Annotated in this window: 10 protein-coding genes and 1 pseudogene; 9 read left to right on the top strand and 2 right to left on the bottom strand. The window is 75.2% G+C overall.

Annotated features, from left to right (window positions below):
• Window positions 1-372 precede the first annotated feature (372 nt).
• The 4 genes from ACWDCZ_RS14095 to ACWDCZ_RS14080 all read left to right on the top strand — a co-directional run bounded on the left by ACWDCZ_RS14095 (window position 373) and on the right by ACWDCZ_RS14080 (window position 2,588).
• Window positions 373-762, top strand: a complete 390-nt coding sequence (locus ACWDCZ_RS14095; RefSeq protein WP_375874162.1) for a VOC family protein — start codon at window positions 373-375, stop codon at window positions 760-762.
• Window positions 763-847: 85 nt separating this feature from the next.
• The gene (gene ychF, locus ACWDCZ_RS14090; protein ID WP_049658400.1) at window positions 848-1,921 is read left to right on the top strand and encodes a redox-regulated ATPase YchF; all 1,074 of its coding nucleotides are present in this window, start codon (window positions 848-850) and stop codon (window positions 1,919-1,921) included.
• A gap of 134 nt (window positions 1,922-2,055) precedes the next feature.
• The gene (locus ACWDCZ_RS14085) at window positions 2,056-2,337 is read left to right on the top strand and encodes a type II toxin-antitoxin system Phd/YefM family antitoxin (protein WP_375874161.1); all 282 of its coding nucleotides are present in this window, start codon (window positions 2,056-2,058) and stop codon (window positions 2,335-2,337) included.
• Complete coding sequence (locus ACWDCZ_RS14080; protein WP_449816043.1) at window positions 2,334-2,588, top strand: Txe/YoeB family addiction module toxin; 255 nt, start codon at window positions 2,334-2,336, stop codon at window positions 2,586-2,588. The genes ACWDCZ_RS14085 and ACWDCZ_RS14080 overlap by 4 nt, the downstream gene beginning before the upstream one ends.
• A 190-nt stretch (window positions 2,589-2,778) precedes the next feature.
• Here the strand turns inward: ACWDCZ_RS14080 and ACWDCZ_RS14075 are convergent, their stop codons facing one another.
• Together ACWDCZ_RS14075 and ACWDCZ_RS14070 are read right to left on the bottom strand one after the other, a co-directional pair.
• Complete coding sequence (locus ACWDCZ_RS14075; protein ID WP_449816042.1) at window positions 2,779-3,441, bottom strand: HAD-IA family hydrolase; 663 nt, start codon at window positions 3,439-3,441, stop codon at window positions 2,779-2,781.
• Between the two features lie 76 nt (window positions 3,442-3,517).
• A pseudogene (locus ACWDCZ_RS14070) lies at window positions 3,518-4,659 on the bottom strand (dihydrofolate reductase family protein).
• A 165-nt stretch (window positions 4,660-4,824) separates the two neighbouring features.
• Between ACWDCZ_RS14070 and ACWDCZ_RS14065 the strand changes: the two are divergent.
• The 5 genes from ACWDCZ_RS14065 (at window position 4,825) to ACWDCZ_RS14045 (ending at window position 11,233) form a co-directional block, all read left to right on the top strand.
• A complete protein-coding gene (locus ACWDCZ_RS14065; protein ID WP_375874158.1) occupies window positions 4,825-5,643 on the top strand; it encodes a methyltransferase domain-containing protein in 819 nt (272 codons plus the stop codon).
• A gap of 171 nt (window positions 5,644-5,814) precedes the next feature.
• On the top strand, window positions 5,815-7,365 hold the full coding sequence (locus ACWDCZ_RS14060) for a DUF4190 domain-containing protein (RefSeq protein WP_449816041.1): 1,551 nt from the start codon (window positions 5,815-5,817) through the stop codon (window positions 7,363-7,365).
• 168 nt (window positions 7,366-7,533) lie between these two features.
• Window positions 7,534-7,728, top strand: a complete 195-nt coding sequence (locus tag ACWDCZ_RS14055; protein WP_049660479.1) for a hypothetical protein — start codon at window positions 7,534-7,536, stop codon at window positions 7,726-7,728.
• Between the two features lie 117 nt (window positions 7,729-7,845).
• Window positions 7,846-8,334: an NUDIX domain-containing protein gene (locus ACWDCZ_RS14050; protein ID WP_074001347.1), complete on the top strand. Its 489-nt coding sequence runs from the start codon at window positions 7,846-7,848 to the stop codon at window positions 8,332-8,334.
• A gap of 139 nt (window positions 8,335-8,473) precedes the next feature.
• Complete coding sequence (locus tag ACWDCZ_RS14045; RefSeq protein ID WP_387968448.1) at window positions 8,474-11,233, top strand: SpoIIE family protein phosphatase; 2,760 nt, start codon at window positions 8,474-8,476, stop codon at window positions 11,231-11,233.
• Window positions 11,234-11,339 lie beyond the last annotated feature (106 nt).

The raw sequence follows: 11,339 nt of genomic DNA, 5'->3' as shown, positions 1-11,339 counted from the left end.
GGCGCGCGGCCGGGCGCCCGGCGGACGGGCCGGCCGAAGGGCGCGGGCGGGAGCCGGGGGCGGGTCCGGAGGGGGCTCCGGCGGTCTCGGGAGCCCGGCCTGGACCGGGGACGGCGGCTGCGGCCGCGCCGGTCGGCGGACGGCGTCTGGGCCCTGGCGGCTGGGTACGGATGCTCTGCTCCACCCGCCCAACGTACGGTCCGATCATCGCCACACTGTGTAATGGACCGTTCAGGTCTTGTCCCGTGTCTCCGGACGGAGTACTGATGTGATCGTCACTCAGGTCGTCACGCAGGTCGGCTGACCTGCCCGATCGAGTCGGCGTACGACGACCACCGGATCCGTTCACGGGTCTCTCCACGGGGGAACAGCATGACCGATTTCACCTTCGAACGGCTCGACCACGTCCAGCTCGACATCCCGGCCGGCGCCGAGGACGAGTGCCGCGCCTTCTGGTCCGGAGTGCTCGGCATGACCGAGCTGGCGAAGCCGCCGGTGCTGGCCGCCCGCGGCGGCTGCTGGTTCCGCGGCGGCGGGGTCGAGGTGCACCTGGGCGTGGCCCCGGACTTCCGCCCGTCCCGCAAGGGGCACCCGGGCATCCTGGTCCGCTCGCTGGACGCCCTCGCCGACCGCCTCGCCGCGCACGGCCACCCGGTGACCTGGGACGACAACCTGCCCGGCCACCGGCGCTTCTACGCCGACGACAAGCTGGGCAACCGGCTGGAGTTCCTGGAGCCCCGGGCGGCGCCGACCGAGGAGTGAGGGCGGGGCGGGGGCTGCCCGTAGACTTGGGGGTCGGCCCGTACGGTGCCGACCCAACTCCTCCAAGCCCACGGGACTGCGCTTCATGTCGCTCACGATCGGAATCGTCGGCCTGCCGAACGTCGGCAAGTCGACCCTGTTCAACGCCCTGACCAAGAACGACGTGCTGGCGGCCAACTACCCGTTCGCCACCATCGAGCCGAACGTCGGCGTGGTGGGCGTCCCGGACGCGCGGCTGGCCAAGCTCGCCGAGATCTTCGGCTCCCAGCGCATCCTCCCGGCCACCGTCGACTTCGTCGACATCGCCGGCATCGTGCGCGGCGCCAGCGAGGGCGAGGGCCTGGGCAACAAGTTCCTCGCCAACATCCGCGAGTCCGACGCGATCTGCCAGGTCGTGCGCGCCTTCACCGACCCGGACGTGGTGCACGTGGACGGCAAGGTGTCGCCCAAGGACGACATCGAGACCATCCACACCGAGCTGATCCTGGCCGACCTCCAGACCATCGAGAAGGTCCTGCCGCGGCTCCAGAAGGAGGCGCGCCTCAAGAAGGACACCGCCCCCGTGCTGGCCGCCGCCGAGGCCGCGCAGGCGATCCTGGAGACCGGCAAGACCCTCTTCGAGGCCGGCTTCGACACCGCCCCGATCCGCGACCTCCACCTGCTGACCGCCAAGCCCTTCCTCTACGTCTTCAACGTGGACGAGGCCGAGCTGGCCGACGAGGACTTCAAGGACGCCCAGCGCGAGCTGGTCGCCCCGGCCGAGGCGATCTTCCTGAACGCCAAGATCGAGTCCGAGCTGATCGAGCTGGACGACGCCGAGGCCCTGGAGCTGCTCCAGTCCATGGGCCAGGAGGAGCCGGGCCTCGCCACCCTCGCCCGGGTCGGCTTCAACACCCTCGGCCTCCAGACCTACCTGACGGCCGGCCCCAAGGAAACCCGCGCCTGGACCATCAAGAAGGGCGCCACCGCCCCCGAGGCCGCCGGAGTCATCCACACCGACTTCCAGAAGGGCTTCATCAAGGCCGAGGTGATCTCCTTCGCCGACCTGGTCGAGACCGGCTCCATCGCCGAGGCCCGCGCCAAGGGCAAGGCCCGCATCGAGGGCAAGGAGTACGTCATGCAGGACGGCGACGTCGTGGAGTTCCGCTTCAACGTCTGACGGGGTAGCGCAACTCCCGTACAAGGGGTCGGACTTCCAGGGGAAGTCCGACCCCTCCGGCATGTGCCCGTCCGGCTCGACGATGCCCCCGAGTGGTACGCTTTTTCGTACCACTTGCGGAAGGGGTTCCCATCATGTCCATCACCGCGAGCGAGGCCCGCCGGGACCTCTTCCCGTTGATCAAGAAGGTCAACGAGGACCACGACGCCATCGAGATCGTCTCCAGGCACGGGAATGCCGTACTCGTCTCGGCCGAGGACTACGCGGCCCTGCGCGAAGGCTCGTACCTGCTGCGCTCACCCGCCAACGCCCGGCGGCTGCTCAAGGCCTACGAGAACGCCCTCGGCGGCGCGGGGCTTTCCGAGCGGGAGCTGATCGACCCGGATGTGGCGGGTCCCGAGAAGGGTGCCTCGTGAGGCTCGTCTTCGAGGAGACCGGCTGGGAGGACTACACCTCCTGGCTCAAGAGCGACCGCAAGATGCTCGTCCGGATCAACAAGCTCATCGAGGACGTCCTGCGTGACCCGTTCACCGGCATCGGCAAGCCCGAACCGCTGAAGTACCACTTGCCCGGGGCCTGGTCGCGGCGGATCGACGACGAGCACCGCCTCGTCTACCTGGTGACGGACCGGGAGATCATCGTTCTGGCCGCCCGCTACCACTACTGATGGCCGGCGTCGAGTTCGAGTCACCGTGCTGATTCTGTGCTGACTTGGGTCGCCGGGATCAGCATCTTCGCAGGTCACAGCCGCATGGTGAGCATTCCGCTGCAACGTCTGACGGCCGGCCGCCGCCGCGTACCCGGACCGCCCGGGCCCCGCGTTCGTACGGGGTCCGGGCGGTGCGGTGTTTCCGGGGTCAGCCGACGGTGACGGTGAGGAGGCCGTCGGGGGCGGCGGTGACGGTGACGGTGGTGAGGGTGTCGGCGTGGGCGTCCGGGTGGTGGGGGAGGGCGCGCGGGCCGACGCCGACGACGCGGACGCCGGCGGCCTTGGCGGCGGCGATGCCGGCGCCGGAGTCCTCGAAGGCGAGGCAGTCGGCGGGAGAGAAGCCGAGGTCGGCGGCGCCCTTGAGGAAGCCCTCGGGGTCGGGCTTGCTGGCGCCGACGGACTCGGCGGTGACCAGGACGGACGGCATCGGGAGCCCGGCGGCGGTCATCCGGATCCGGGCGAGCGCCAGGTCGGCGGAGGTGACCAGGGCGTGCGGGAGGCCGGTCAGCGAGGCGAGGAAGGCGGCGGCGCCGGGCACCGGGACGACGCCCTCGGTGTCGGCGCGCTCCTCGGCGAGGATCCGCTCGTTGTCGGCCAGGTTGAGCTCGGCCGGGCGGTCGGGCAGCAGGAGGGCCATGGTCGCGTGGCCCTGGCGGCCGTGGGCGACGGCGAGCACCTCGGCGGGGTCCAGGCCGTTCCGCTCGGCCCAGCGGCTGAAGCAGCGCTCGACCACGGCGTCGGAGTTGACGAGGGTGCCGTCCATGTCCAGGAGGAGGGCGCGGGCGGTCAGCCGGACGGGGGCAGCGGTCATGGGGCGGCTCCTCGGGGAGTGTGGCGACGGGAGAGCCGGAGAATGCGAGCTCTTTGTTTCTCGATGATACAAAAGATCATCCGAGCAGGTGGGCATTGACCGCCCGGGCCTCCTCGGCCAGCTCCGACAGCTCCACCACCTCGACCCCGGCCGCCGTCAGCAGCGCGGTGCCCTGGCAGTCGGTGACGAACAGGTCCGGCTCGCGCCAGGCGACCACCACCCGCGGCACGCCCGCCGCGAGGAGCAGCCGGGCACACGGCGCCGGCCGCGAGGCGCGCTGCCCGCAGGGCTCCAGCGAGCTGTAGACGGTCGCCCCGCGCAGCCGCGGGTCGCCCGCCGGGAGCTTGGCCAGCGCCGCCTCCTCGGCGTGGTCGTGCGGGTCCGCCTCCCGGCTGTAGCCCTCCGCCAGCACCGTGCCGTCGGCGCCGACGATCACCGCGCCGACCGAGAAGGCCGTCTCGGACGGCGGGCAGCGGCGGGAGAGCTCGACGGCCCGGCGCAGGTGGTCGAGGTCGGTGGAGGCGGACTGGGTCACGGCGCGGGCTCCTTCGGGGCGTACCTGAGCAGGACGACGTCGCCCACGGTACGTGCCTCCAGCAGCCGCATCCGCCGGGCCGGACCGCCCGGGAACGCGGCCGGGCGGACGAACCGGGGCGCGTCGGCCTGGCCGACCAGCAGCGGGGCGACGGCCAGGTGGAGCTCGTCCGCCAGGCCCCGGGCCAGGAACTGGGTGTGCACGCCCCCGCCGCCCTCGACCATCAGCCGGCGCACCCCGCGGGCGCCCAGGTCGTCCAGCACCGCGCCGAGGTCCACCTCGTCGCCCAGCGCGACCACCTCGGCCAGCCCGTCCAGCCGGGGGCGCAGCACCGCCGCCCCGGCCTCCGTGGTGTAGGCGAGCCGGGCGCCGCCGGTGTGCCAGAACCGCAGGCCGGCGTCGAGTTCGCCGCTCGCGCTGAGCGTCACCTTCAGCGGGTACTCGGGCCGGCCGGCCGCCAGTCGGGCGGCCCGGCGCCCGGGGTCGTTGACCAGGAGCCGGGGGTTGTCGGCGCGCAGCGTGTTGCCGCCGACCAGGACGGCGTCGGCGGCGGCGCGCTCCTCGTCGACCCGGTCGAAGTCGGCGGCGTTGGAGAGCAGCAGCCGGTCGGGGGAGGCGTCGTCGAGGTGGCCGTCGAGCGAGACGGCGGCGCTCAGCAGGACGTAGGGGCGCGGGCCGGGCATGGGCGGGGACCGTTCTGTCGGGGGCGCCTCCACGGTACGGCGGCCGGGTGCGGCCCCGGCCCACAGCGACCGGAATGCGAGACGGATCTTCTCGCCATCCGGGACAAGGAGTAGCGTCGGAGGTGTCGCGGAGCACCGCGGCCGACCGCACCCAGGGGGGACCTCATGACCGGACCACAGCCCGCCGCCGTCTACACCCACGGCCACCAGGAGGCCGTGCTGCGCTCGCACCGCTCCCGCACCGCCGCCGACTCGGCCGGCTACCTGCTGCCCGAACTGCGGCCCGGCCAGGCCCTGTTGGACGTCGGCTGCGGTCCCGGCACGATCACCGCGGACCTGGCCGCGCTGGTCGGCCCGCAGGGGCGGGTGGTCGCGGTGGACGCCTCCGCCGAGGTGCTGGAGCAGGCCGCCGGACACGTCGCCGGGCGGGGGCTGTCCAACGTCGCCTTCGAGTGCGCCGACGTGCACCGGCTGCCGTACCGGGACGGCGAGTTCGACGTGGTGCACGCCCACCAGGTGCTCCAGCACGTGGCCGACCCGGTGGCCGCGCTGCGCGAGCTGCGGAGGGTGACGGCGCCGGGCGGCGTGGTCGCGGTCCGCGATGTCGACTACGCCTCCATGACCTGGTTCCCGGAGGCGCCCGCGCTGGACCGGTGGCTGGAGCTGTACCGGCGGACCGCCCGCGCCAACGGCGGCGAGCCGGACGCCGGCCGGCGGCTGCTGTCCTGGGCCCGCGCGGCCGGCTTCACCGAGGTCACCGCGAGCTCCTCCACCTGGACGTTCGCGACGCCCGAGCAGCGCGCCTGGTGGGGCGGGATGTGGGCGGACCGGGTGACGGGCACCGCGCTGGGCCGGACGGCGGTCGGGCTGGGCTTCGCGGAGCAGGACGAGCCGGAGCGGATCGCGGACGGCTGGCGGGAGTGGAGCGCCGCCGGGGACGGCTGGTTCTCGATGCTGCACGGGGAGGTGCTGGCCCGCGGCTGAGCGGGCGGAGGGCGGCCCGGAAAGGTCGGGCAGGTGTTCGGAAAGATCGGGTAAAGTCGCGCGACCGTTCAGATCGGGCCCGTGAGGGTCCGTTCGGGTCCGAGCCGTGGCGCGGAGCCATGGTGCCGAGCGCCGAGCCGATGCCCGCCCCGGTGGGTTGGGGGAGTCCACGTGTCCAAGCCTGAGTCCGAGCCGCCCGTTCCGGGGCCGGAGCCGGAGCCGTCCGCGGCCACGGGAACCGACGCGGGTACGGGCGCGGACGCGGGCACGGGGGGGACGGACGCGACGGAGGCGCCGACGGTCGGCCAGGACCCCCGGGTGGACTTCCGCAAGGCCGCCGCCGAGCCAACGGTGCCGGTCGAGCCCGCGAGCCCGGCCGAGCCGATGAGCCCGGCCGAGCCCGCGAGCGCCGCCGAGCCGGTGGCCCCCACCGCCCCCGCCGACCCCTGGGCCGCCCCCGACCTCTCCGCCGGCCCGTCCGCCGCCCCGGCCCCGGCCCCGCAGGCCGTCCCGCCGTCGGCCGCCCCGCCCCAGCCGCCGCACCCGCTGCCCGCCGGCGGCTGGGCCTCCGTCACCCCCGCCGCCCAGTCCGGCTTCCAGCCCGGCCACCCGTACGCCGCGGCCCCCGGCCAGGGCCCGGCCGGCGCGCCCGGCCCTGGGTTCGTCGGCCCCGGGTTCGTGCCCGGCCCCGCCCCCACCAACGGCTTCGCCGTCGGCTCCCTGGTCACCGGCCTGCTCCTGGTGGCCCCGGTGGCCCTGGTGTTCGGCGTCCTCGCGCTGGTCCAGATCAACCGCCGCAAGGAGCGCGGCTCCGGCATGGCGGTGACCGGCCTGGTGCTCGGCACGATCGGCACGGTGCTGATGGCCCTGCTGCTCGGCGCGGCCGACTTCAGCTCGGCGCGGGCCGGCCGCTCCGGCCTGCCCCCGAAGGCGCCGGCCGGCTCGGTGCACTGGTCCGACCTCAAGGCCGGCGACTGCTACGACTCCCCCCAGGGCGGGTCGACGGCGGACGGGGGCGGCGACGAGACGGTGTACTGGGTGCACCGGGTGGCCTGCACCGAGCCGCACCACGGCGAGGTGGCGGGCACCGCCGACCTCCTGCTCGGCGCCGGCGCCTACCCGGGCGAGCGCGCGGCCCGCGAGTCGGCCGGCCGGCTGTGCCGCCAGGTGCTGAGCGGCTACGCGCTCGACCAGTGGGCCGTCCCCGACGGCATGGAGGACGTCTACCTCTACCCGACCGAGAAGAACTGGGCGTCCGGCTCGCGGTACGTGACCTGCGCCTACGAGGACCGCGAGGACCGGCACCGGGGCACCGTCCGCACCGACCGCAGCCACCTGACCGCGCCCCAGCTGGCCTACCTGGAGGCCGCCCGGACCTTCAACGACGACTACCTGGACCAGCCGGAGCGGGAGGTCGCCGAGGCCGAGGCCGACTACCGGGCCTGGGCGCGCCGGGTGGCCTCCGCCTCCCGCACCCAGGCGGCGGTGCTGGCCAGGACGGGGGTGGCCTGGCCGGCCGACGTCCAGCCGAGGATCGCCAAGCTGGCCGAGGCCAAGTCGCAGGCGGCCGCGGCATGGGACGCCGCGGCCTCCGGCACCGACCTGGCGGGCGACCTCCGCAAGGCCAGGGCGCTGGAGGCCAGGACGACGCCGACGGCCCTGGAGATCCGCCGCGGGCTGGACCTGTCGACCGGGGAGCAGGCGCCCGACCTGCGGGTCTGAGCCGTCCGGAGGCGCGGTTACCGGCCGTTGACCGGGCCCGTACCTGCCGGTAACCCGCCGGCCGTACGGTCGTGGGCACGTCCCCGGCCCGACCCCCACGCGAGCCGGGGACCAGCCCGTCCGCCCCGGGGCGGGCCGGCCCGCGGGAGCCCCCGGTACCCTCCGGCCATGGGTACCCACCGGGTGATGCGGCAGGACGACAACGGCAACCGCTTCCTGGTCGCCAAGGACCTCGACCGGGCGGAGGCCCGGCGGCTGGCCGCCGAGTTCGAGGCCCGCGGCCACAAGCAGCTGTACTGGGTCGAGGAGGACGGGGAGGCGGCCCGGCCCGAACCGGCGGACGGGACGGTCCGCAACGCCTGAGCCTCTGCGGCCCCGAGCCCTCCGCAGCGCCTGAGCCCTCCGTGGCCCCGAACCCTCCGCAGCGCCCGAGCCCTCCGCGAACGCCCGGGCCCGACCGCAGACCGTAGGGTCGGGCCCATGGACGCGACCCACGACCCCGCCCCCGACGCCCCCGCCGCCCCGCCCCGGATCGTGGTCGGCGGTGCGCTGGTCCACCGCGGCCGGGTGCTCGCCGCCCGGCGCAGCGCGCCCGAGGCGGTGGCCGGCCGGTGGGAGTTCCCCGGCGGGAAGGCCGAGCCGGGGGAGACCGAGGCGCAGGCGCTGGAGCGGGAGCTGCTGGAGGAGCTCGGCGTCCGGGCGCGCGCGCTGGTCCGGCTGCCGGGCGCGTGGGCCGTGCGCCCCGGCCTGGAGCTGCGCTTCTGGGCCGCCGAATTGCTGTCCGGCGAGCCGCGCGCACTGCAGGACCACGACGCGCTGCGCTGGCTGGGCCCGGACGAGCTGGACGCCGTGGACTGGATCGACCACGACCGTGACGTGCTGCCGCACGTCGCCCGGCTGCTCGCGGGCGCCCCGGCGGGCGCCGCCGACAGCGCGTCGGCGGTGGGCGACGCGCAGTCCGCCGGGTAGGTCAATCGGACAAGACGACCCGGGGGCCGGGATAGCCTGGATGCTGCTGGGTATGTCACTTTTCGGCACTATTCGTCACCATCGGTGAGCCGTCCCCAGCCGGCGACGCCGATCCCGACCAGAGCCGGAGGCCCCGTCGGTGTCGAGTACCGGGAACGGCGGCGGGGGAGAGCGGCGGGCAGGCTCCGCGGGGAGCGCCGCCGCCCGCGCCCGACTGCGCCGCGCCGCCCGTCAGGCCGCCCCCCAGTCGCCGGCCGCCCGCCGCCGGGGCACCGTCGAGGCCCCCGACACCGCGCGGCCCGACACCGCGCGGCCCGACCAGCTGGCGCCGACCCTGGCGGTGGCCGAACCGGGTACCCGGGGCGGCCTGCGCGGACGCCCCGCCCGGCCCTTCCCCGGCGGTCCGGCCGATGCCACGGGCACCCCCGGCACGCCCGCCGGCGGCAGCCTGCTGGACATGCTCAAGGTCGCCATCGCGATCCTGGACACCGCGGGCCGGGTGGTGCTCTGGAGCCCCGCCGCCGAGGAGCTGCTCGGCTGGCCGAACGAGCTGTTGGTCGGCCGCCGGATCGACGAGCTGATCCCCGACCGGGAGCAGGTCGCCCGGATCCGGGGCGCGATCCAGGACACCCTGCGGCACGGCCGCTGGGCTGGCTACGCCGAGCTGCGCGACCGGGACGGCGCCCCGGTCGCCGTGGACGCCCGGATCTCCCTCCTGGTGGACGGCGACGGCACCCCGTTCCTCCAGGTCAACATGGCCGAGGCGGCCGCCGTCCAGGCCGTCGAACGGGACCTCGCGGTGCGCGACGCGCTGTTCGAGCAGTCCCCGCTGGGCATCGCCATCATGGACACCGGCCTGCGCTACACGGCCGTCAACCGGACCCTCGCCGAGATGAACGGCGTCGCCCCGGACGACCACGTCGGCCGCACCACCGGCGAGACCCTGCCGGAGCGGGCCGCCGACGAGATCACCGCCATCCAGCGCCAGGTGCTGGCCACCGGCGAGCCGGTCATCGACGTCACCCTGGCCTCCCCGGTCACCACCCGGGCCGGCTACCGCTCGATCTCCTACAGCCGGATGACGGACCGCTCCGGCCGGGTGCTCGGCATCTCCGGCACCGTGATGGACGTGACCGAGCGCTACCGGGCGGTCGCCAAGGTCGAGCACGCCCGGCGCCGGCTCTCGCTGCTCAACGAGTTCGGCTCCCGGGTCGGCGACCTGCTGGACGCCTCCCGGATCGCCCAGGAGCTGGCCGGCTCGGTCGTCCCCCGGCTGACCGACCACTCGGCGGTGGTCCTGCTCCAGGCCGTCGCGCACGGTGACGACCTGCCCCGGCACGGCCACGACCGGCGCACCTCGCTGCTCCAGCTCGGCACCGCCTCCGTCCAGGACGGCCCCGAGGTGGACGTGATGCTGCGCCGCGGCGCCCGGATCACCTTCGCCGAGGAGTCGGTCTGCGGCCGGGTGCTGCGCACCGGCGTGCCCGAGCTGCTGTCCGGCGCCGACCAGCTGGACGACGTCACCTACCCCGGAGACCCGAAGATGCAGGCCGCCCGGGACCTGGGCGTGCACTCGATGCTGGTCGTGCCGCTGCGCGCCCGCGGCATCGTGATCGGCCTGCTGCTGGTCAGCCGGGCCGGCTACCGCGAGGGCTTCGACCGGGACGACCTGGCCTTCACCGTCGAACTGGCCGACCGGGCCGGCAGCTCGCTGGACAACGCCCGCCTCTACGCCCGCGAGCGCACCGCCGCGCTCACCCTCCAGCGCACCCTGCTCCCGCAGCAGGTCCCGCAGCCCACCGGCGTCGAGGTCGCCTACCGGTACGTGCCCGGCAGCAGCGGCACCGAGGTCGGCGGCGACTGGTTCGACGTCATCCCGCTGCCCGGCGACCGCACCGCGCTGGTGGTCGGCGACGTGATGGGCCACGGCCTGCGGGCCGCCGCCACGATGGGACGGCTGCGCACCGCCGTCCGGGTGCTGGCCGCCCTCGACCTGCCGCCGGACGTCCTGCTGCGGCACGTCCACGAGCTGGCCGACGACCTCGCCCAGGGCCCGGACGAGGCGCTGCTGGCCACCTGCGTCTACGCGGTCTTCGACCCGGCGACGGCCCGGCTCACCGTCGCGAAGGCCGGGCACATCCCGCCGGTGCTGGTGGTGCCGGGCGAGGACGCCGCGGAGCCGACCCGCACCGGCGGCCCGCTGCCCGGCGGCGCCGGCCGCATCCTCGACCTGCCCTCCGGCGCCCCGCTCGGGGTGGGCGGAGTCCCGTTCGAGTCGGTCGAACTGAAGATCCCCGAGGGCAGCCTGCTGGCGCTGTGCACCGACGGCCTGGTCGAGTCCCGGGACAAGGACCTGGACGTCGGCCTCGGCCGGCTGGTCACCGTGCTCCAGGGGCCGCACGCCTCCATCCAGGCCGCCTGCGAGGCGGTGCTGGACACCATGGAGCAGGGCCGGGAGCCGGACGACGTCGCGCTGCTGCTGGCCCGGCTCGGCCACGGCCAGGCCGGCACCCCGACGGTGGGCTGGACCCTGCCGGCCGAGCCCACCGCCGTCTCCCGGGCCCGCCGGCTGGTCCGCGCCACCCTCGTCGAGTGGGGCGTCGAGGAGCTCACCGACACCGCCGAGCTGCTGGTCAGCGAGCTGGTCACGAACGCCATCCGGTACGCCAGCGCCCCCATCGGGGTGCGGCTGACGCTCGGTGAGACGCTGCTGGTCGAGATCTCCGACCCGCTGCCCGACCCGCCCCGGGAGCGGCACGCGGCCGAGGCCGACGAGGGCGGGCGCGGTCTGGAGCTGGTCCACCGGCTGGCACTGCGCTGGGGCGCCCGGGCCGAGGGCATCGGCAAGGTGGTCTGGTTCGAGCAGGCGCTGCCGGGTAGTGAGCCCGATGGATCGTGAGCGGAACGAACAGCAGGGGAGCGGGGTCGCATATGCCATCGGGCGCTCAGGGGGAGCGCGCGCTCCGGAAGGGGGCGCGAGCGTGGCATTGTGGTTGCGCGGGCGG

This window comes from Kitasatospora sp. NPDC001225 (assembly GCF_053597855.1).
The sequence above is the reverse complement of the archived record's forward strand: the minus strand, read 5'-3'. Positions and strand labels throughout refer to the sequence as shown.

What these genes read in the sequence shown, in the direction of transcription:
- ACWDCZ_RS14095 (WP_375874162.1), top strand. Translation starts at nt 373, where the DNA reads ATGACCGATTTCACCTTCGAACGGCTCGACCACGTCCAGCTCGACATC.
- ychF (WP_049658400.1), top strand. Translation starts at nt 848, where the DNA reads ATGTCGCTCACGATCGGAATCGTCGGCCTGCCGAACGTCGGCAAGTCG.
- ACWDCZ_RS14085 (WP_375874161.1), top strand. Translation starts at nt 2,056, where the DNA reads ATGTCCATCACCGCGAGCGAGGCCCGCCGGGACCTCTTCCCGTTGATC.
- ACWDCZ_RS14075 (WP_449816042.1), bottom strand. Translation starts at nt 3,441, where the DNA reads ATGACCGCTGCCCCCGTCCGGCTGACCGCCCGCGCCCTCCTCCTGGAC.
- ACWDCZ_RS14065 (WP_375874158.1), top strand. Translation starts at nt 4,825, where the DNA reads ATGACCGGACCACAGCCCGCCGCCGTCTACACCCACGGCCACCAGGAG.
- ACWDCZ_RS14055 (WP_049660479.1), top strand. Translation starts at nt 7,534, where the DNA reads ATGGGTACCCACCGGGTGATGCGGCAGGACGACAACGGCAACCGCTTC.
- ACWDCZ_RS14050 (WP_074001347.1), top strand. Translation starts at nt 7,846, where the DNA reads ATGGACGCGACCCACGACCCCGCCCCCGACGCCCCCGCCGCCCCGCCC.